Annotated in this window: 22 protein-coding genes; 4 read left to right on the forward strand and 18 right to left on the reverse strand. The window is 69.7% G+C overall.

Translation table 11 applies throughout. The features are described 5' to 3' along the window. Positions 1 to 58: 58 nt before the first annotated feature. From hemC to ABZ803_RS08935, 4 genes are all read right to left on the reverse strand, one after another. A complete protein-coding gene (hemC, locus tag ABZ803_RS08920; RefSeq protein ID WP_357034500.1) occupies positions 59 to 1,114 on the reverse strand; it encodes a hydroxymethylbilane synthase in 1,056 nt (351 codons plus the stop codon). Beyond that, positions 1,111 to 2,553: a glutamyl-tRNA reductase gene (locus ABZ803_RS08925; RefSeq protein ID WP_357034502.1), complete on the reverse strand. Its 1,443-nt coding sequence runs from the start codon at positions 2,551 to 2,553 to the stop codon at positions 1,111 to 1,113. Before ABZ803_RS08925 ends, hemC begins: the two co-directional genes overlap by 4 nt. A gap of 70 nt (positions 2,554 to 2,623) precedes the next feature. Then, positions 2,624 to 3,469: a redox-sensing transcriptional repressor Rex gene (locus tag ABZ803_RS08930; protein WP_357034503.1), complete on the reverse strand. Its 846-nt coding sequence runs from the start codon at positions 3,467 to 3,469 to the stop codon at positions 2,624 to 2,626. A gap of 239 nt (positions 3,470 to 3,708) precedes the next feature. After that, positions 3,709 to 3,969, reverse strand: a complete 261-nt coding sequence (locus ABZ803_RS08935) for a glutaredoxin family protein (protein ID WP_062968198.1) — start codon at positions 3,967 to 3,969, stop codon at positions 3,709 to 3,711. Positions 3,970 to 4,191: 222 nt separating this feature from the next. On the opposite strand from ABZ803_RS08935, the gene ABZ803_RS08940 reads away from it, so the two are divergent. Further along, the gene (locus ABZ803_RS08940) at positions 4,192 to 5,136 is read left to right on the forward strand and encodes an HAD-IB family hydrolase (protein ID WP_062968389.1); all 945 of its coding nucleotides are present in this window, start codon (positions 4,192 to 4,194) and stop codon (positions 5,134 to 5,136) included. 6 nt (positions 5,137 to 5,142) lie between these two features. Here the strand turns inward: ABZ803_RS08940 and ABZ803_RS08945 are convergent, their stop codons facing one another. The 9 genes from ABZ803_RS08945 to ABZ803_RS08985 all read right to left on the reverse strand — a co-directional run bounded on the left by ABZ803_RS08945 (position 5,143) and on the right by ABZ803_RS08985 (position 13,707). Next, a complete protein-coding gene (locus ABZ803_RS08945; RefSeq protein WP_357034505.1) occupies positions 5,143 to 6,150 on the reverse strand; it encodes a lysophospholipid acyltransferase family protein in 1,008 nt (335 codons plus the stop codon). Beyond that, positions 6,147 to 7,220: an NAD-dependent epimerase/dehydratase family protein gene (locus tag ABZ803_RS08950; RefSeq protein ID WP_357034507.1), complete on the reverse strand. Its 1,074-nt coding sequence runs from the start codon at positions 7,218 to 7,220 to the stop codon at positions 6,147 to 6,149. The genes ABZ803_RS08945 and ABZ803_RS08950 overlap by 4 nt, the downstream gene beginning before the upstream one ends. Before the next feature lie 209 nt (positions 7,221 to 7,429). Next, complete coding sequence (locus tag ABZ803_RS08955; RefSeq protein WP_003402602.1) at positions 7,430 to 7,531, reverse strand: AURKAIP1/COX24 domain-containing protein; 102 nt, start codon at positions 7,529 to 7,531, stop codon at positions 7,430 to 7,432. A 226-nt stretch (positions 7,532 to 7,757) separates the two neighbouring features. After that, complete coding sequence (locus ABZ803_RS08960; RefSeq protein WP_355156282.1) at positions 7,758 to 8,057, reverse strand: helix-turn-helix domain-containing protein; 300 nt, start codon at positions 8,055 to 8,057, stop codon at positions 7,758 to 7,760. 148 nt (positions 8,058 to 8,205) lie between these two features. After that, positions 8,206 to 9,024, reverse strand: a complete 819-nt coding sequence (gene proC, locus ABZ803_RS08965) for a pyrroline-5-carboxylate reductase (protein WP_357034510.1) — start codon at positions 9,022 to 9,024, stop codon at positions 8,206 to 8,208. A 32-nt stretch (positions 9,025 to 9,056) separates the two neighbouring features. After that, the gene (locus ABZ803_RS08970; protein WP_357034511.1) at positions 9,057 to 9,944 is read right to left on the reverse strand and encodes a thioesterase family protein; all 888 of its coding nucleotides are present in this window, start codon (positions 9,942 to 9,944) and stop codon (positions 9,057 to 9,059) included. Positions 9,945 to 10,083: 139 nt separating this feature from the next. Then, a complete protein-coding gene (locus ABZ803_RS08975; RefSeq protein WP_357035389.1) occupies positions 10,084 to 10,962 on the reverse strand; it encodes a sugar phosphate isomerase/epimerase in 879 nt (292 codons plus the stop codon). 115 nt (positions 10,963 to 11,077) lie between these two features. Then, a complete protein-coding gene (locus ABZ803_RS08980; RefSeq protein ID WP_357034513.1) occupies positions 11,078 to 12,676 on the reverse strand; it encodes a hypothetical protein in 1,599 nt (532 codons plus the stop codon). Continuing rightward, complete coding sequence (locus ABZ803_RS08985) at positions 12,673 to 13,707, reverse strand: Ppx/GppA phosphatase family protein (protein ID WP_051175599.1); 1,035 nt, start codon at positions 13,705 to 13,707, stop codon at positions 12,673 to 12,675. Before ABZ803_RS08985 ends, ABZ803_RS08980 begins: the two co-directional genes overlap by 4 nt. Positions 13,708 to 13,772: 65 nt before the next feature. Between ABZ803_RS08985 and ABZ803_RS08990 the strand changes: the two genes are divergently transcribed. Both ABZ803_RS08990 and ABZ803_RS08995 read left to right on the forward strand, forming a co-directional pair. Further along, positions 13,773 to 14,645, forward strand: a complete 873-nt coding sequence (locus ABZ803_RS08990) for a hypothetical protein (RefSeq protein WP_357034515.1) — start codon at positions 13,773 to 13,775, stop codon at positions 14,643 to 14,645. 109 nt (positions 14,646 to 14,754) lie between these two features. After that, on the forward strand, positions 14,755 to 15,084 hold the full coding sequence (locus ABZ803_RS08995) for a hypothetical protein (RefSeq protein ID WP_040870397.1): 330 nt from the start codon (positions 14,755 to 14,757) through the stop codon (positions 15,082 to 15,084). 70 nt (positions 15,085 to 15,154) lie between these two features. On the opposite strand, the gene ABZ803_RS09000 is transcribed toward ABZ803_RS08995, so the two are convergent. The 3 genes from ABZ803_RS09000 to ABZ803_RS09010 form a co-directional block, all read right to left on the reverse strand. Beyond that, positions 15,155 to 15,844, reverse strand: coding sequence for a response regulator transcription factor (locus ABZ803_RS09000; RefSeq protein WP_043733312.1), 690 nt, complete (start codon positions 15,842 to 15,844; stop codon positions 15,155 to 15,157). Next, positions 15,841 to 17,025: an ATP-binding protein gene (locus ABZ803_RS09005; RefSeq protein WP_357035392.1), complete on the reverse strand. Its 1,185-nt coding sequence runs from the start codon at positions 17,023 to 17,025 to the stop codon at positions 15,841 to 15,843. The genes ABZ803_RS09000 and ABZ803_RS09005 overlap by 4 nt, the downstream gene beginning before the upstream one ends. Positions 17,026 to 17,217: 192 nt before the next feature. Continuing rightward, positions 17,218 to 17,625: a helix-turn-helix domain-containing protein gene (locus ABZ803_RS09010; protein ID WP_357034517.1), complete on the reverse strand. Its 408-nt coding sequence runs from the start codon at positions 17,623 to 17,625 to the stop codon at positions 17,218 to 17,220. Positions 17,626 to 17,715: 90 nt separating this feature from the next. Between ABZ803_RS09010 and ABZ803_RS09015 the strand changes: the two genes are divergently transcribed. After that, a complete protein-coding gene (locus ABZ803_RS09015; RefSeq protein ID WP_357034519.1) occupies positions 17,716 to 18,375 on the forward strand; it encodes an NAD(P)-binding domain-containing protein in 660 nt (219 codons plus the stop codon). An 11-nt stretch (positions 18,376 to 18,386) separates the two neighbouring features. Here ABZ803_RS09015 and ABZ803_RS09020 read toward each other — a convergent pair whose 3' ends face one another. Then, the gene (locus tag ABZ803_RS09020; protein WP_357034521.1) at positions 18,387 to 19,688 is read right to left on the reverse strand and encodes a DUF6596 domain-containing protein; all 1,302 of its coding nucleotides are present in this window, start codon (positions 19,686 to 19,688) and stop codon (positions 18,387 to 18,389) included. A 15-nt stretch (positions 19,689 to 19,703) separates the two neighbouring features. Continuing rightward, positions 19,704 to 20,123, reverse strand: coding sequence for a YciI family protein (locus tag ABZ803_RS09025; protein WP_357034522.1), 420 nt, complete (start codon positions 20,121 to 20,123; stop codon positions 19,704 to 19,706). Between the last annotated feature and the right edge of the window lie 61 nt (positions 20,124 to 20,184).

Below are 20,184 nucleotides of genomic sequence, written 5' to 3' on the forward strand. Positions count from 1 at the left end.
TGCACCTCGCTTGCGCTCGGCTCCGGCATACCCGAGGGCACGGTGCCTGTGCTTCCGCTCATCGGCTGTTCTCCATTGGGCTGGGGTTGGGCAAGTCTGTGGCGGGCGAACTCACCGCCCGGGTGGGGGAACCGTCGTCCGGTTCGGCGGCGAGCAACTCGCGCGCGCCCATGTCGAGCAACTCGCGGGCAAGCGCGCGGCCGAGTTCCTCCGCGTCGGCCGGGGCGCCGACCACCGAGGCCCGCAGCACGTCGGATCCGTCGACGGCCGCCGCGCAGGCGCGCAGCGACAGCTCGTCCACGATCCGTCCGTCGTCGTCGAGCGATTCGACCACTTCGGCGAGCGCGCCGATCGGCGCGGTGCAGCCCGCCTCCAGTTCGGCCAGCAGTGATCGCTCCGCGACGACCGACGCGCGGGTGGCCGCGTCGTCCAGTCCGGAGAGGATCTCCACCAGCGCGGCGTGGTCGCTGCGGCATTCCACCGCGAGCGCACCCTGAGCGGGCGCCGACAGCATCTGCACCGGCTCCAAGGCCTCCGTGACCGCGTCCAGCCGGTCGATGCGGGCCAGTCCGGCTCTGGCCACCACCACGGCGTCCAGCTCGCCCTCGCTGACCTTGCGCAGCCGGGTGTCCAGGTTGCCGCGCAGCGGGACGACGTCGAGGCCGAGTCCGAGCGCCCGCAGCTGCGCGGCTCTGCGCGGCGCGGAGGTGCCGACCTTGGCACCTGCGGGCAGCTCGCCGAGCACCAGCCCGTCGCGTGCGACCAGTGCGTCGCGCGGGTCCTCCCTGGGCGGGATGGCGGCGATGGTGAAGCGCGGGTCCTGCGCGGTGGGCAGATCCTTGTAGGAGTGCACGGCGATGTCGATCGCGCCCGCCGCCAGCTCGTCGCGGAGCGCGGAGGTGAACACGCCGACGCCGATCTGCTGCACCGGGTCCGACGACAGGTCGCCCGCGGTCTTGATGACGACCAGCTCGGCCGGCTGCCCGGCCGCGATCAGCGCGTCACGCACCGTGCCCGCCTGGGTGAGCGCGAGCAGGCTCCCCCGGGTGCCGATCCGCCACGGGGTACGGGTGCCCTCCGCGGTCGCGTTGTCTTCTCGGTGCACCATGGTCATGCCGTCTGCCCCTGTTCCTCGCCGCGATGGCCTGCGGTGAAGTCGTCGGCCAGCGCGATCTCCGCGTCGGCCGCTGTGATCTCCGCATGTTCTCCGGCGAGCGTGGTGATCTCCATCGGCGCGGCGACCGCTTGGGCCGCACCTGGTTTGAGTTCGAACAATTCGCGCAGCGCTTCGGCGTAGCTGTCGCCGCCCGGCGTGGACGCGAGCTGCTTGACCCGCACCGTCGGCGCGTGCAGCAGCTTGTCGACCACCCGGCGCACCGTGCGCGCGACCTCGTCGCGTTCCGGGTCGGCCAGGCCGGGCAACCGCGAATCCAGCCGGAGCAGTTCGGCCTCGACCACCTCCGCGGCGCGCTGGCGCAGCGCCGCCACCGTCGGGGTGACCTCGGCCATCCGCTGACCGGCAAGGTATTTGGCCAATTCGTCGGCCACGATCGACCGCGCTGCCGCGGTGTCGTCGGCGGCGGCGCCCGCCGCCGGATCGCGTTGCAATGTCTCGATATCGATGAGCGTGACCCCGGGCAGTCCGGCCACGGCATGCTCGACATCGCGCGGCAAGCCGAGATCGCAGAACACCAACGGCCGCTCCACGGTGGCGAATTCCTCGCCGCGCTCGCGCTCGGTGAGCGCGCGATGGGTGTCGGCGAGCGTCACGACCGTGCCGACCGCACCGGTGCAGGTGACCACCACGTCGGACGCGGCCATCGCCTCGGTGAGCCGCGACAGCTCCATGGCCTCGGCCTCGACGCCGTGCGTTCGCGCGGTCTCGGCGAGTCTGCGCGCCCGGGCGAGGGTGCGGTTCACCACGATGATCCGGCCGATCCCGGCGCGCGAGAGATGCGCGACCGCGAGACCGCCCATGGCGCCCGCTCCGACCACCGCGGCGGTCCGGCCGGCCAGCGGGCCGAGTACCTGCTGCGCGCGATCGAGTGCCACCGAAACCACCGACGCGCCCGCGCGATCGATGCCCGTTTCGGCGTGCACCCGCTTGCCGACCCGCAGCGCGTGCTGGGCCAGTTCGTGCAAAGTCCGTCCGACCGCCTGCTGCGCGTCGGCGGAGGCGTAGGCGCCGCGGATCTGGCTGAGCACCTGCTGCTCGCCGACCACCATCGAGTCCAATCCACTGGCCACGGCGAACAGATGCTCGGCGGCGGCCTCGGAGTAACGGACGTAGGCGTGCTTGGTCAGATCCGGCATCGGCAGGCCGGAGTGCTTGGTCAGCAGGTCACCGATCTCGGCGAGGCCGCCGTGGAAGGCGTCGACCACCGCGTAGACCTCAACCCGGTTGCAGGTGGAGACGATCATCGCCTCGGACACGTGGCTGGAGGAGATCAGGCGGTCGATCAGTTTCGGCCGGTCGGCATCGGTGACGGCCACTTTTTCCAGGACCGGGACCGGCGCGCTGCGATGCGAGATGCCGACGAGGAGAACGCTCATGCCGCCACCATCCCGGCACGGGCGGGACACACCGCCGTGCTGTGCTGCATGATTCGCTCGCTGCGCTCACTCATGGTGTGACCACCGATCCCTTGCTGCTTGGCTCCGTTGCCGTATGCGAGGTTGCCGTATGCGGGGTTGCCGAGTGCTGGAGCGCCGGGTGCGCGGGCGCCGGGTGCGGCGCGGGCATACGGTGCGCGATGCGCCCCGACCCGGCGTGCGCGACCTCCGGCAGCGGAGGCTGCTCGGCGTTGCGCACCCGTTCGAACGAGAGCATCTGCATCTCGACGGCCAGGTCGACGCGACGGACCTCGACCGTCGCCGGTGCGACCAGCTCGCAGGGGGCGAAGCTCAGAATCGACTGCAGTCCGGACGTGACGAGCCGGTCGCACACGTCCTGGGCGGCGTCGTCGGGCACGGTGATGACCGCGATGGTCGGCTTCAGGTCGGCGACCGCGGCAGCCAGCTCGGTGACGTCACGCACCACCAGGCCCGCGACCGGGATGCCGATCACGCCGGGGTCGCTGTCGAAAATGCCGACCACCGTGAAACCGCGCCGCCGGAATCCGCCGTAGCCGACCAGGGCGCGGCCCAGGTTCCCCGCGCCGACCAGCACGACACGGTGGCCCTGGGACAGGCCGAGAACGCCCTCGATCCGGGCGCGGAGCTTGGCCACGTCGTAGCCGACGCCGCGAACTCCGTTGGGGCCGAGGAAGGACAGATCCTTGCGCAATTTGGCCGAATTGACACCCGCCGCGACAGCCAGTTCCTCACTAGATACGATGGCAACACCGTCGTCGGCCAACATGGCGAGGACCCGGAGGTAGGTAGCCAGTCGCGCGACGGTGGCCTGCGGGATGTCCTTCTGCAGAGCCCTGCCGGAGACGCCACCCGGCGCCTCATGCTGCTCTGTCACGTCGTCGGCTCCTCGTCCCGGGCCTCGGGCTCCGGTTCGTCGCTCGACCCCGCTGACCCGGGGACGGTCCGGTGCCATGGTGTCGAAGTTTCGGATTTCGGGGCGGCTCCGCAGCCTCGGCATGCGGGTCGCGTGCCACCACCGTAACTGCTTGTGAAGCCCTGCACAAAGTCGGTGAAATTGGCCTCATTTTCCGCCGCGACCAGCACAGCGGCCGAATCGGACGGAAAACGGGGTACTCAGCGCTTCAGGTCGGCCCGCAATCGGGTCTCGTCGACATCGAAATAGCTGTGTTCGCGGCCGTCGAGCAGAACGACGGGAAGCCGGTCGCCGTACTCCGCGCGCAGGCCAGGGTCGGTAGCGGCGGCTTCGTCGACGTCGACGGTCCCCGGTTCGATACCGAATTCCGCGCAGATCACGCTCAGCTGTCGCAGTGCCGTCGCACACAGCCCGCACCCCGCGCGAGTCAGCAATGTCACCGAATGTGTGTGATTGGTCATGACCGAAATTTAATCCGGGGCCGAACACCGCGAGGGCTCGGTGTGCGCCACGCGAATGTGTCGCGCGCCGCCTTCTGCCGTGACTGTCGCATGATCCGGCTACTGTTGACATGGTTCGCGCGACGGGCGGAGGTACTGGTGCCGGAACGATCGAAGGTGGCGAGGGCCGGATTCATCGCGGGACGATTCGGTGAGTTTCCGGCGCGGTGGAATCTGAGCCAGATGGGCCAGGGTCTGCAAGACCAGCTCGCCCGCATCTCGCGCAGCCCCTTCGGCCCGAGTGAAGAGGAATTGCGGGCCAATCTGGCCGGTGAGGCGAGCGCCGACGCGGCGCTGACTCTGCACGACGCGGAACTCGCCGCGGGCGAGGCGGTGGCAGGCCTGGAGGCACCGCGCGACCTGACCGCGGCGGCGTTCTTCGACGTCGACAACACCATGGTGCAGGGCGCGTCCATCGTGCATTTCGCCCGCGGTCTGGCGGCGCGCAAGTATTTCAAGACCTCCGATCTGGTGGACGTCGCCTGGAAACAGGTGAAATTCCGGGTCACCGGCAAGGAGAGCAGCACCGATATGGCCAGCGGCAAGGAGAAGGCGCTGGCGTTCATCGCCGGGCGCTCGACCGCCGAACTGGCCGCGCTGGGCGAGGAGATCTACGACGAGATCATCGCCGACAAGATCTGGCCCGGCACTCGCGCGCTCGCGCAGATGCATCTGGACGCGGGCCAGCAGGTGTGGCTGGTGACCGCGACCCCGGTGGAACTGGCGCAGGTGATCGCCAAGCGGCTCGGCCTCACCGGAGCGCTGGGCACCGTGGCAGAGAGCGTGGACGGGACGTTCACCGGGCGACTGGTCGGCGACATCCTGCACGGCTTGGGCAAAGCGCACGCGGTGCGCACCCTGGCGATCCGCGAGGGCCTGAACCTCAAGCGCTGCACCGCGTATTCCGACAGCCACAACGACGTGCCGATGCTCTCGCTGGTCGGCACCGCCGTGGCGATCAACCCGGACTCGGACCTACGCGAAGTCGCCAAGAACCGGGGCTGGGAGATCCGCGACTTCCGCACCGGCCGCAAGGCCGCGAAGATCGGCGTGCCCACCGCCCTGGCCCTCGGCGCGGCAGGCGGCGCCGTCGCCGCGGCCGTAACCCGCCGCCGCGACGACCACTAGCAACACCTACCCGGTGAAGACGTTGCGGCGCTTGGTGAGCAGCTTGTAGAGCGTCTGCTGGATGGTCTCGCGTACCTGGTCGGTGACCTCGAACATGGTCATCGGGTCGTCGGCGGCCTCCGGCTCGTAGGGCGTGGTCGGGATGGGAGTGCCGAATTCGATGTACCACTTGGACGGCAGCGGTACCGCGCCGAGCGGGCCCAGGTGCGGGAACAGCGGCGTCACCGGGAAGTACGGGAGGCCGAGCAACCTGGCCAGCGGCTTGAGATCGGCCAGCTTCGGGTAGATCTCCTCGGAGCCGACGATCGAGCACGGGATGATCGGCACGCCGGTGCGCACCGCCGCGGCGACGAAGCCGCCCCGGCCGAAGCGTTGCAGCTTGTAGCGATCGGTGTACTGCTTGCCGACGCCCTTGAACCCTTCCGGGAACACGCCGGTCAGCTCGCCGGAGCGCAGCAGCCGTTCGGCATCCTCCCGGCAGGCCAGGGTGTGGCCGGCGCGGCGCGCAAGCACACCGAGCACCGGTGTCTCGAAGATCAGGTCGGCCGCCAGCAAGCGCAGCGCGCGCTGCTTGGGGTGCCGGTCGTGCACGGCCAGCTGCAGCATCAGGCCGTCCAGCGGCACGGTGCCCGCGTGGTTGGCCACGATCAGCGCGCCGCCCGCCTCCGGCAGGTTTTCCATCCCGCTGACCTCCACCCGGAACCACAGGTCCGACAGCGGGCGCAGGGCGGGCAGGATGACCGACTCGAGCAGGTGCTCGTCGAAACCGAATTCGTCGAGCTGGTAGTCGCCGGTGAGCCTGCGGCGCGCGAAGTCGGCGGTTTTGGAGATCTGCTTGCCGAGCGCGCCACGCAGCATCCCGGACAGCGACTGCGGCGCGGCGGGCGTCACCGCCGCGCGCCGCTCGACCAGCGAGGTCACCGGACTCGGAGCGGCCAGGCGGCGTGGCGCCGGACGCTGGCGCGTCTCGATCTGAAGATCGTGGAGTTGGATGACTTTCGCTACGTCATTCATTGGTGTGCTCCCGTACCGGCCCCGAGCAGGCCGAGCAGTTTGTGTTCTGCGGCGTCGATCCACGCTGGATCGACTACGGGCCGCAACGCTGCGCCCCCGATGAAGTCGTCGAACGCCTGCACCGTCGTCCAGCGCGGCACGAACTCGAGTTCGGTGCGCATGCGCGTGGTGTCCAGGCCACAGCCGAAGTGGAAATAGTCGAGCTGTTCGGCGGAGAACTCCCGCATCACCGGTCCCATGAGGAAGCGACCCGCGGTGCGGAACATCGTGAAGGGAACGGGCAACTCGATCCGGCCCGCCCGCCGGACCGCCTGCGACAGCGACAGCGCGCCGTCACCCGCAATGTTATACGTGCCGCTGACCGTACGCCGTGCCGCGTGGGTCAGCGCGGCCACCGCGTCCTCCTCGTGCAGCAGCTGCATCCTGGCGTCCCGGCCGAATACGGTCGGGGTCACCGGCGAACGCAGATATTGCGCGCCGCGGGCGGCCAGCCGCGGGCCCACGATCGGTGCGAATCGCAAAATCGACGTGGCGATATCGGGACGTCGCCGGGCGAGGCCGCGAACATAACCCTCTATATCGATCATGTCGCGCGCGAATCCGCCGCGCGGTGGCGTGCGGGCGCTCATTTCCTCGCTGAATTTCGCGGGATCCTTCGCACTGCACCCGTACACCGCCGACGACGAGCGCAGCACCACCCGGCGCACCGAAGCCACCTTCTGGCACACCGCGAACAGCTGCATCGCGCCGAGGACGTTGTGATCCTTCATCACCGCGCGACCGCCGCCCGCGGGCGGGCGGGTCAGCAGGGCGGTGTGCACCACGGTGTCCACCTCACCACCATCGATCACCTTACGGATCAACGGGTTTCGAATGTCCGCTCGCACGAATTCGGCGCGGCCCATGCGCCGCTGCAACTCTCGGCCGGGGGTCATCGTGTCGACGGCGAGAATGCGCTCGATCCCGGGATCCTGGGCGAGGCGTGCGACGACCGTGCCGCCGAAGAAGTGGCTGGCCCCAGTGACCAGCACAACCTTCGGCGCGTGTCCTTCCCGACCCTCAGAACCCACCGGCACCCTTTCCCTTGCCAGCCCGCCCTTGTGATTATTCCCAGTGCCCAGCGTAGCGGCTACCTACCCGCGCACCGAGAGTATTAACCAGGATCTAACGATGACTTCAGTCACGTGATACAAATGGCGATTCCAAAATTTCAAATTTCAAACAAAAGGGCCCGTCACCTATTGGTGACGGGCCCCTCGCAGCTAACACGCAGCGATGCCTACTTGCCGAGTTTGCGCCGCTGGACACGCGTGCGGCGAAGCAGCTTGCGGTGCTTCTTCTTCGACATGCGCTTGCGGCGCTTCTTGATCACAGAACCCATAGGGTTGTCCTCGCGTTCTCTCTACTCGGCGCGCACGCTGCCCGTGCGCGATTGCCGGACGTCCGTCCGCCCCGGCCCCGGCCGACGGGCCGGGGTCGCTGGGCAAGCTCACGCCCCGTGTTCGCGCCGCCGGATACCACGAGGCAACGAACAGCGATGCCACCGGCGGGCGAACACGAACCGAGGATCTATCGTACCGGCACGCCCCGCCTGTCTCGAAACCGCCTCATCCGGCGTCGAAATAGGACGTTTCCAGATAGTCGTGTACCGCCTTGGCGTGCACTCGGAACGATCGGCCGACGCGCACGGCGGGCAACTCGCCCGAGTGCACCAACCGGTAGACCGTCATCTTGGACACCCGCATCAGACTCGCCACTTCGGCGACGGTGAGAAACTGGGTGCCGCCGCCGAGCACGGATTGCCCCTGCGTCGCGGCCTCACGCTGTGTACGGGAATTCCCCCGACCGCCCGCGGGACCGGAGCCGCCGGACGCTCCGGAATTCGCAGACATCTTGTTCGCAGACATCATTGCACCATTGACCTCCGGCACGTCCGCGCCACCGGCTTCCCCACCGGCGGAACAGACACGCACGTGCTCCTTGAAGCTTAGCGGGACCAGTGGTGTTACTGCGACGGGAGTGAGAAATCGGGTTTTCCGATTTCATACAGACCGGTCACTCCGCGGACGCGCCTTGTTCGACCGACCGTTGCTTGGCCGCGAAGAGCGCTTCCAGGAATGCCGAGCGTAGTCCTACGCGCTCCAGCTCACGGATCGCCGCGGCGGTGGTGCCCGCAGGCGAGGTGACCGCGGCGCGCAGTTCGGCGGCGGTCTGGCCGGAGCCGTCCAGCAGGGCGGCCGAGCCGACCATGGTCTGCACGACGAGCTGAGTGGCCACGTCCCTGGTGAGCCCCAGCCCGACGCCCGCGTCGACCATGGCCTCGACGACCAGGAAGAAATAGGCGGGCCCCGATCCGGACACGGCGGTGACCGCGTCCATCTGGCTCTCCGCCACCGTGACCACCTTGCCGACCGCGCCGAGGATCTCGGCGACCAGCTCCAGATGCTGCTCGCGCGCGTAGCGACCCGGCGCGATGACGCTCATCCCCTGTCCCACCAGCATCGGCGTATTCGCCATCACCCGTACCACCGGGAATCCGGCGGGCATCTTGCCCTCCAGCCGCGCGGTCGGCACACCGGCGGCCAGCGAGACCAGGACCTGATCGCGGTCGCTGCCGATCTCCGCCTTGCCCAGCGGCGCGAGCACGGCGTCCACATCGCCCGGTTTCACCGCGATCACCAGCAGATCCGCGCCGATGGCGGCATCGGCCAAGTCGTCGGTGACCCGGATCCCGAAGCGGTCGGCGAGCTGATGGGCCCGCTCCCGGTGGGTCTCCACGACGACCAGGTCCTTGGTCAGCCGCCCGGACTCCAGCAACCCGGCCACCAACGCCTCCCCGATGCGCCCGCCACCGATCACCGCAATTCTCGTCATGGGGCTCAAGGCTAGACGGCGCGTGCCGGGGCTCAGCGCTGGGGAACGAGCGCCAGCTGACGACTCTGCGCGACGACCGCGCCGGTCGAGTCGAGCACCAGCTGGTCCTCGTCGAACATGCGGCCGCCCACCTCGTGCGTGGTCGCGATGATCCGCAGCCAGCCCGGCGCGGGCCTGCGACGCAGATAGGTGGTCATCTGCACGGTGGGGGCCCAGCCGAAGTGACCGAGGTTCATCGGCACCGGCGGACTCATATCGGCGCTCATCATGGCGAAGTACATCGCGACGTCGGGGTCCTGCTCGTCGCCCGGCCTCGGGCGCATCCACATCCGCAGCCGGGGCTCGCCCTTCGCGCCCCCGAGGAAGCGGGCCCACTCGCGGTCGAGATAAATCTCGGCGCCACGGCCGACGTGCACGATTTCGCCCATCGTCGATCCGGGCTCATAGCCGACGGCGTCGGCGGGCGGCTGCTCGGGCATGTCGGAATGCTCCGGCGCGTAGATCGGGTCGGCGTCGTCGAGGCGGCTGAACGTCAGCGCCGTGCGCACCAGGACGCGACCGTCTTGGACGAGGTCGGTGTCGGCCAGGCAGATCTGTCGACCGATCTTGCGCACCCGCACCTCGTATTCGACCTCACCGGGGTTGGGGGCGCCGAGGAAATCGGAACTGGCGGCGATCGGCGCCATGCCGACCAGCGCCGGATCGGACGCACGCAGCCAATTCGTCGCCGCTGCCGCGCTCGCGGCGACCATCGTCCCGCCGTGCACCTTCGGGCCGATGGTCCAGATGTCGTCGATGATGCCCAGATAGCGGCCGGTTCCCGGGGTGGTGGGCGGCGCCTCTTCCAGCGCGCACACCCGGCTGAACGGTGCGTCGGTCGTGGCCGCCGGGCCGAAATCGGCCGTCAGCTCCGTCGTCATCCTCACTCCTGTCCTCCGTCGACCCCACCCGATGGCGGCATTCGCGGCCGCGTAGCCGGACTGCCGCCGAGGGGTTCGTACAGCGTACAACGCACCTCGGACAGGATTGCATCGCCGCATACCGGAGTAGCGACGAGCGTCACATCGGTGGTTCGGGCGATCTCCGGCTCGCGCCGGCGGGCGTGGGCGCGGCGGCCACGACCAGATGCTTGCGCGCGAAGGCCAGCGTGCGATGCAGCATGTCGGCCCGCTCCTTGGTGGTGCGCGCGTTCTGCGAATTGATCTCGGCGACGACCTGACCGGTGAAACCGGTGCGGACCAGGGTCGCGCACACCTCCACGCACGGCTGGGAGCCCTCGCCGGGAACGAGATGTTCGTCGTGCGCGGCGCCCCGGCCGTCGGCCAGATGCAGATGGGCCAGACCGGGGCCCATGCGGGCGGCCAGGGCCAAGGGGTCGGCACCGGCGGTGGCGGTGTGCGACAGATCCAGCGTGTAGTGGCGGAAGCCGGTGTCGGTCGGGTCGTAGGAGGGGCTGAAGGCGGTGAGCGCCGGACCCGGGCCGCCGCGCCGCTCCAGCCGTTTCACCGCGCCCTCGCGCCTGCCGAACAGCGTGTCCGCCCGCATCGGGAACATGTTCTCCACCGCGACTATCACCGGGCTGTTGTCTTCCAGCTCGGCCACCTGCGCGGCGAACCCGGCGGCATAGCGGCGCTGCCAGCGGAACGGCGGGTGCACGACCACCGTGCTCGCGCCGAGCGACTCGGCGGTACGCACACTGCGCTCGAGTTTCGCCACGGGATCCGAACCCCACACCCGCTGCGAGATCAACAGGCATGGCGCGTGCAGCGCGAGCACCGGCACACCGTATCGGCGCGAGTAGGCCTGCACGGTGGCGATGCTCTGACTCGCGGGCTCGGCCCAGACCATCAGCTCGACGCCGTCGTAACCGAGTTCGGCGGCGTACCGGAACGCGGCCTCCGTATTCTGCGGGTACACCGAGGCGGTCGAGAGGCCCACCTGGATCGGCTTCGGCCGGGACAGATCCCCGCCGTCTTCCGGAGGGCCCGCGCCGGTGCGCGACCCCACCCCGGTCTCGTTCGCCTGTCCTATATTCGCCACGACTGCTCCCTGCTCAGTTCGTGCTGAGAAGAAATGCCAACGGCCCCAGCGTGACGAAGATACCCACGACCACGGCGATCACGGTGCTGAGGATGTCGTCGGTCCTGCGCAGAATCCGCACGAGGGCCACCAGACCGAGAATCACGATCATCGCCAGCGCCAGCGCCACCCACGGGAGCATCTCCCACATGCGCTCGAAGCCTTTGAACAGCAGCATGCCCGCGACAGCGGCGCCGATGCTCTGACCGCCGAGGATCATCCACTGGCGCCGGTTCTCGTCGTCCTCCGCCTTCTTGGCCGCCCTGGAGCGGCGCGGCGCGGTCGCCCTGGTGACGGCGCGAGGTTCATGGGCGAGGTCGTCATCGTCGTCCTCGTCCAGCTCGATCGGCTCGTAGACGTCGGTGACGCCGTCCATCTCCGCCACCTCGGCGGCGCGCCCACCGCGACCGGCGCGACCGCCGCGCCGCGCAGCGCCGCGCTCGGCCCGGTCGACGCCATCGCGCAGCAGGTCGCCGGCGACCGTCTGGCCGGAGAGCAACTGCTGGTCCTGGTTGGCCAGCGACCACGCGGCCGTCGGAATGCCACCGGATTCCGGCGGGGGATCGCCCTGCGGCTTGTGCCGGCGGGCGGACCAGGCCGGTAGACCGTTCTCGCCGACGCCCTCCCGGCGAGCTGGTCTTCGATGCGCATCCGGCTGCGGCTCGGGCGCCGCGGGCCTGCCCTGCTTCGGACGCGGATCAGGGGGCGGCGGGAGGGGCAGCGGTTCCGACTCCGGGGCGAAACCACCGGTGGCGGGTGACCAGGCCGCGGTGGACGGGCCGAGATCCTCGGCCGCTTCCGCGGCCTCCGCCGCCCTGCGCCGCGCGGCGCGACCGCCCCTGGCGCCGTTGCGCTCGGGAAGAGGCGTGCGGCCGAAGCCGAGCTCGTCGAACTCCGCGTGACCGTTGCGGCCCGGTTCGCCTGCTCCGCGACCGGGCAGCGGGTCCCGGCCGAACGGCTCGGGCCGGACCTCGTGCCAGGACCGGACCTCGGTGGCCTCCTCCTCCGGTTCCTCCCGCCTGCGCCTGCGCCCCGAGCGCGGAGGCGTCTCGGGCACGCCACCCGGCAGGTCGGGCACGTACGGACCGGGGGCCGCCGAAAACAGGTCCGACACCGGGGTATCCGGTGACAGCGGATCGTAGGACGTGCCGTGCCGCGCGGAGGGCATGTCCCGGCCGGGCATGACCCGGCTGGATCGCCCGGGGGGCGGATCGGCTCGCGGCGGGTCGGGCTGCGCGTAGCCGGCCAGCGGGTCGTACATCGAAATCGGGCCCGACATGGGCGAATACGACGACGGGTCGGGCTGCGGCTCGGGCGCGTAGGACGCGGGCTCAGGCGGGGGCGGATCGAACGAGGGCGGCGCGTAGGCGGGCTCCTCCGCTCCGGCATCGGGCGCCGCGTGCGCGGAGTGACCACCGCCTTCCCGGATGACCGGCAGGTCGCCGGTCAGTTCGGCGACGGAGATGCCCCGGCCACTGCGGCGGCGCCTGCCACCGCCGGACGAGCCACCGCTCTGCTGGCCGTTTCGTGCCAGCAGTTCCGCGACCGACAGCTGTTTGGAGTCCTCACTCATGACGACACCGTCCCGATCGAGCCCGGCGCGGGTGTGCCGCCGCCGGACGCAGGCCGACCGTCTCCGGTCGCCGTGCCCGCTGAGTACGTTGCTTCGGGTCCACCATTCATATCGGTATCCAGTTTGCGCAGGATGAGCCCTTCACGCAGCGCCCACGGACAAATCTCCAAGGAATCAAGCGAAAGTGCCCGCATACTCGCCTCCGCGACCAATGCGCCGGCCACCAATTGCTGTGACCGATCGGAACTTACGCCTTCCAATTCTGCACGGTCCGCCGCCGTCATTCGCGAGATGAACGCAATCAGTTGGCGCAGGCCCGAGCTCGTGAGTGTACGACGCGCCCGCGGGCCCGCCGCCGAGGGCGCCGCTCCGGTCAGTCGGGCCAGGGACCGGAATGTCTTCGAAGTGCCAACGGCCAGATCGGGCTTGCCCGGCTCGAGCAGCTTCTTCGCAGGCACCACCAACTCGGCGTCGAGCCAGTCGCGCAGCACGGCCACCCGCCGCTTGCCCGGCGGGTCCTCGCGCAGCCATTCCCTGGTCAACCGGCCCGCGCCGAGCTGCAGGGACACCGCGACGTCGGGTTCCTCGTCGCCGCCGTTGGTCATTTCCAGCGAGCCGCCGCCGATGTCCAGATTGAGAATGCGCCCGGCGCTCCAGCCGTACCACCGGCGCACCGCGAGAAAGGTCAGCCGCGCCTCGTCGACGCCGGTCAGCACCCGCAGGTCGACGCCCGTCGCGGCGCGCACGCGGCCGAGCACCTCTTCGGAGTTTGCCGCCTCGCGCAGCGCCGAGGTGGCGAACGGCATCAGTTCGACGCACTTGGACGTCTCGGCGATGCTGGCGAATTCGGCGACCGTGTCGATCAGCCGCTGCGCGCCCGCCTCGGTGATGCAACCCGCGGCGTCGATGTTCTCCGCCAGTCGCAAGGTGGCCTTCGTCGAGCTCATCGGCAGGGGGTGACCGCCACGATGCGCGTCCACCACGAGCAGGTGAACGGTATTGCTTCCGACATCGAGTACCCCAAGCCGCACATGAACACGGTACTGGGTGACGCGGCACTACAACCCAGGCGACTGAACTGTTAGCGTCCTATTTCGTGACGGTAGGCGCATCCCAGAGCAGCCAGACCCGGCCCCGACCAGCGGGGAAGATCGACCCAGCCCCCGAAGTCGATCCCGACTTTCCCCGGGAGTGGATCGAGTTCGTCGATCCGGCAAACGACGAGCATCTGATCGTCGCCGATCTGACCTGGCTGCTGTCGAGGTGGACGTGCGTGTTCGGCACCCCCGCCTGTCAGGGCATCCTGTCCGACCGGCCGGATGACGGCTGCTGCTCGCACGGCGCGTTCCTCTCCGACGAGGACGACCGGAAACGGCTGAGTCGCGCTGTGAAGATGCTCACACCCCAGGACTGGCAGCTGCGCGGCGAGGCGACCAACGCGCAGGGCAAGATCACCAGGGGCGGTTACCTGGAACTCGACGAGTTGGACGACGAGCCCGCGCTGCGCACACGCCGGTTCGAGGGCGCCTGCATCTTCCTGAATCGCCCCGGCTTCGCGGGGGGCGTCGGCTGCGCCCTGCACACCATGGCGCTGCGGCGCGGCATCGAGCCGCTGGAGGTGAAGCCGGACGTGTGCTGGCAGCTGCCGATCCGCCGCACCCAGGACTGGGTGGACCGGCCCGACGGCGTGCAGATCCTGCGCACCGTGATCACCGAGTACGACCGCCGCGGCTGGGGGCCCGGCGGCGCCGATCTGGACTGGTACTGCTCCGGCTCCCCCGACGCGCACGTCGGCAGCAAGCCGGTCTGGCAGTCCTACGGCCCCGAGCTGACCGAACTGATCGGCGCGCCCGCCTACGCGGAGCTGGCCAGGCATTGCAAGCGCCGCGAGGGCCTCGGCCTGATCGCCATCCATCCGGCGACGGTGCATGCCGAGCGGATGCCCGATTCCACGGATCCGCTCGCCTGATCGTTTGCCGACCGAGCGCCCGATAGGGCGGCCGTTCGCCGCGCGCTACCGCGCGTGGTTCACCCCGTCGCCATGCGCGCTTCACTCCGATGGGGTTTGATGTGCCGTTATGTCCAAGAAAGTTCTCACCGCGGCGACCATCGCCCTGGGCGCCGCCCTCTCGCTGACCGGAGTAGCCCACGCGGAGCCGAACGGCGACCCGCACAAGTTCTACGACTTCACCACGGAGTTCGTGGCGGCTACCGATCCGGCGGCGGTCAACGCCAAGGCCGCGGGCAAACTCCTGATCGCCAGCCCGTACGGCACCTCGCACACCATCGCCTGCCGCGGCACCAACACCGCCGACCTCTACGACTGCATGCAGGAAGACGATCTGGGCTGGATCACCCTGCAGAAGACCGAGACCCCGCTCGGCACCACCTGGATCTACTTCCCCTGACATCCGCCGACGCGACGGCCGAGAGCACCGCAGTGCTCTCGGCCGTTCGTGTTCCGCGCCGCGCGGGCGGTCATGCCTCCAGTTTGTAGCCGAGGCCGCGCACGGTGACCAGGTGTTCCGGCTTGGCCGGGTCCGCCTCGATCTTCGAGCGCAGTCGCTTGACGTGCACATCCAAAGTCTTGGTGTCGCCGACGTAGTCGGCGCCCCACACGCGGTCGATCAACTGACCGCGGGTGAGCACCCGCCCGGAATTGCGCAGCAGGTATTCGAGCAGATCGAACTCCTTGAGCGGCAACGTGACCGGCTTGCCGTTCACCATCACGGTGTGCCGGTCCACGTCCATCCGGACCGGACCGGCTTCCAGCACGCCGCTCTCGTTGGTGCCGTCCAGTTCGTCGCCCGCGCCGCGGCGCAGCACGGCGCGGATGCGCGCGATGAGTTCGCGTGCGGAATACGGCTTGGTGACGTAGTCGTCGGCGCCCAGCTCCAGGCCGACCACCTTGTCGATCTCGCTGTCGCGCGCGGTGACCATGATCACCGGGACGCCGCTGCGGGTGCGCAACTGCTTGCACACGTCGGTGCCGCTCATCCCGGGCAGCATGAGGTCGAGCAGGACGATGTCCGCCCCGGACCGGTCGAACTCGGCGAGCGCGGACGGCCCGTCACCGACCACGGTGACCTCGAAACCCTCCTTGCGCAGCAGGAACGCGAGCGGATCGGCCAGCGACTCCTCATCCTCGACGATCAGAACACTCGTCATCTGCGTGCCTCCACACCATTCGGTCGGCCCGGTCCGGTAGGACGCGGGCTTATTTCTATCGTGCTCACCACGGCGCCGTCGTGGTCGTCGTCGGCGCCTGCTTCGTGGTGGGCGGGTATGCGCAAGGTGAACGTCGATCCGGTGCCCAACTTGCTCCACAGGGTGATTTCTCCGTTGTGGTTGGCGGCCACGTGTTTGACGATAGCCAGGCCCAGTCCGGTGCCGCCCGTCTGACGCGAACGCGCCTTGTCGGACCGGAAGAATCGCTCGAACACCCGCTCCTGGTCCTCCTTGGCGATGCCGATGCCGCGGTCGGTGACCGCCATCGCCACGTGATCGCCGCGCAGCGAGCGGCTCACCGACACGTGCGAACCGGCCGGTGAGTAGGCGATCGCGTTCTCCACCAGGTTGGACAGGGCGGTGACCAGCAGGGTTTCGTCACCGAGCACCTCGAGCCCGCTCGGGCGGTCGGTGCTGACCGTGATCCCGGCGGCTTCGGCGGCGGTGCGGGAACGATCGACCGCCTGCGTGACCACGGTGTCCACGTCCACCACCTCGAGTTCGGGCAGTTTCTCCGCGCCCTGCAGGCGGGAGAGAGCGATCAGCTCGGTCACCATCTTGCCGAGGCGGCGCGATTCGCCGAGCACGCGCTGACCGAAGTGTCGCACGGCGTCGGGGTCCTCGGCGGATTCCAGGAGAGCCTCGGCGAGCAGGCTCATCGCGCCGACCGGGGTCTTGAGCTCGTGGCTGACGTTTGCGACGAAGTCGCGGCGAGTGGCCTCCATGCGGGCCTGTTCGGAATCGTCGTCGGCGAACAGCACGGTGAAGGTGGTCTCCTCGCGCGACAGTTGCCTGGCGACGCCGCGTACCGCGATGCGGCCCCGGCCGGGGACCGGATTCTTCGCGGTGAGGTCGAACTCGGCGGATTCGCCGGTGGCAAGCACCTTCTCCACCGCGGCCCAGGCGCGCTCATCGAGCAGGCGATTGCGGACCAGCCCGAGCTCCTCCGCGCGCGGGTTGACCAGCACGACGTCGCGGTATTCGTCGACTACCGCGATACCGCTCTCGGAGGCGAGCACGATCAGGTCGAGGACCTGGGACATGGTGAGACCGGAGTCGGCCTGCCTGCGCGCGGCCTGCCTGGCATTCACATACGGGATCAATAGCCCGCCGACTGCCAGGCCGACGACAGCCGCCAAGATGGCCAGCAGCACGGCCTGGGGAACACTCACACTTGAATCGTACGGTCGCCGACCAGTAGGCCACCGCCGGGTACGTGAAGTTTCGCGCAGGTCACAGGCCCTTCCGGCCCCGTTAGCCGCATGTTTACGCACTGTTCGGCATGGGGTACTGGCAACGTATTCACCGGGCGGTCAGTCTGCTTCGTCCTCGGCCCCGGCGAGCGCCTCGTTCACGGCGCGACCGTGCTTGTCCACCCAGTCACCGAGGGCGTAGATCGGGATCAGCAGGTCCGTGCCCGCGGCGGTCAGCTCGTATTCGACTCGCGGCGGCGCCTCGGCATAGCGGTGACGGCTTACCAGCGTCATCCGCTCCATCCGGCGCAGCGTCTGCGTCAGCATCTTCTGGCTGATCCCGCCGATGGCCGCGCGCAGCTCGCCGGGCCGCATGGGCCCCTCGCGCAGCATGTACACGATCACCGGCAACCAGGAGTTGCCGAAGATGTCCACACCCATCCGCGCGGGGCAATCGGATTCGAAGTCGCCGTACGGCGCGAACTCCACCCGCTCGGCGGTGACCGGTTCGATCGGTGCCGTGCTCACCGTTCCAGCTTGCCAGCGCCGTCGCGCACCCCGGAGTGCCCATCGGGATTCCTAGCGTGGTGAGCGAACACTGTCGAGTCAGGAGTTGCAATGCGAATCGGAATCATCGGCGCGGGCGCGATGGCGCGGGCGCTCGGCGGCGGCTGGAGCACGGCCGGTCACGAGGTGCTCGTCGGCGCCCGTTCCGCCACCGCCGCAGGAGAACTGGCCGCCACGATCGGCGCGCGGGCCGGAACGATCAGGGAGGCGGCCGGATTCGGCGATGTCGTCGTGCTCGCGTTGCCGGTCCAGGCGTTGCCGGAGGTGCTGCACGCCGTCGGGACCCTGCTGGCCGGCCGCACGATCGTCGACTGTACGAACGCCTTCGCACCGGATGCCGCGGCACCCGAGGGAACCACCGCGTTCGTGCTCACCGAAGACGCTGTCGCGGAGGGGATCGCGGCGCAGGCGCCCGGCGCGCACGTGGTGAAGGCGTTCAACCTCTGTGCCGCTGAGGTATGGGAGGCGAAGGAGCGGATCTTCGACGGCAGCCGCCTGGCGATGCCGCTGTGCGGCGACGACGAGGCGGCGGTGCGAGCGGTCGCGGCGCTGGCCGAAGACCTCGGGCTGCAACCGATCCCGGCGGGCGGGCTGCACCGGGCCCGCTATCTGGAAGCTGTATCGGTGTTCACCGTCGGCCTCTGGTTCGCCGGACACGACGTCCGCGCGATGTTCCCGCCGGTGGACGCCGCGTTCGCCGTCACCGACTGACCGGCCGGGAATCAGGCCGGATCGACCGAGCCGAGGTCGGCGAGCTTGCGCTCCAACACCGCCCGCTCGCGCTGGTTGCCGCACAGATCGATGGCGCGCTCCAGTTCGGTGCGCGCCTCCTTCGTGCGTCCCAGCCGGACGAGCAGTTCCCCACGAACGCTCGGCAGCAAGTGCCACTGCGACAGCGCCGCGGCGGCGGCGAGTTCGTCCACGATCGGCAGCGCCGCGGCGGGCCCGCGCGCCATCGAGACGGCCACCGCCCGGTTGAGGTCGACCACCGGCGAGGGCGCGAGCCTGCCGAGCGCCTCGTAGATGAGCACGATCCGCTCCCAGTTCGTCGCCTCGACCGATGGGGCCACGGCATGGCATTCGGCGATCGCCGCCTGCAACCCGTACGCGCCCAGTCCTCGGCCGACCTGCTCGGCGCGGGCCAAGGCGGCTCGGCCCCGGCGGATGGCGGCGCGGTCCCAGCGGCGGCGGTCCTGGTGCTCGAGGAGCACCGGCTCGCCGTCCGGGCCGGTGCGGGCGGGGAATCGCGCCGTGGTCAGCTCGAGCAGCGCCAGCAGGCCGTGCGTCTCGGGCGCCTCCGGCACCAACCGGGTGAGTACCCGGGCCAGGCGCAGTGCTCCGCCGGCGAGGTCGAGCCGGATCAGGTCCGCGCCGGAACTGGCCGATGATCCCTCGGTGAAGATCAGGTAGACCACGCTGAGCACCGAGCCGAGGCGCTCGGTGCGCTGCTCGGCCGGTGGCACCTCGAAAGGCACCCTGGCCGCCGCGAGGGTCTTCTTCGCCCGGGTGATCCTGGCCTGCACGGTGGCGGCCGGAACGAGGAAAGCCTTGGCGATCTCGTCGCTGGTCAGACCGCCGACCACACGCAGGGTGAGCGCGACCCGCGCCTCCCGCGACAGCACGGGATGGCAGGAGATGAACATCAGCGCGAGCAGGTCGTCATCGATCCGGTCCGGATCCCACAGCACATTCTCGGCGTCCCGGGCCGGATCGGCCGGCGCTGCTCCCGAGACGGCGCCGCCCTCGCCCAGATCCCGGGCGAGGGCGGTGTACCGCTCGTCGAGGGCGGAGCGCCGCCGGAACGCGTCGATCGCGCGGCGGCGGCCGACGGTGAGCAACCACCCGGCGGGATTGCGCGGCACGCCGTCGCGCGGCCAGGTCACGAGCGCCTCGGCCAGCGCCTCCTGCGCCAAATCCTCGGCCAGCGCGAAGTCTCCGGTATACCGCGCGAGCGCGCCGACGATCCGGGCCGACTCGATCCGCCAGACCGCGCCGACGGCCTCACGGCCGGTGTGGTCGCCCATCGCCGCTCGGTCCGCTCAGAGCTGGCCGGTGGCCTCGCGCCACGCCCGCTCCTTCTGAATCCACACGTTGTCCTGCGGGAACTCGTCGATCGTCGGAACCCGGCGGATCTCGGTCTTGAAGCCGGGACCGGTCATCGGCATCCGCTTGGCCCATTCGATCGCCTCCTCCCTCGAGGCCACGTTGAGGATGTAGAACCCGCCGAACAGCTCCTTGGTCTCGCCGTACGGGCCGTCGGTGACGACGGGTGTCTCGGAGGAGTAGTCGACGACCACGCCCTCGGCGGCGTCCTCCAACCCCTCCGCCGCGAGCAGCACGCCCGCCCGGATCAGCTCGTCGTTGAACTTGCCCATGGTGTCGAGCAGCTGGTCGAAGTCGGTGTTCACCATCCCCGCGTAGGCCTCGTCGGTGGCGCGCATGATCAGCATGTACTTCATGGTTGTCTCCCTGGCTGTCCGGGTCCCTCTCCGGACCCTCTCACCCATAGGTCGAACGAGG

It is taken from the genome of Nocardia sp. NPDC047648 (assembly GCF_040642815.1).
Classification (GTDB): Bacteria; Actinomycetota; Actinomycetes; order Mycobacteriales; family Mycobacteriaceae; genus Nocardia; species Nocardia gamkensis.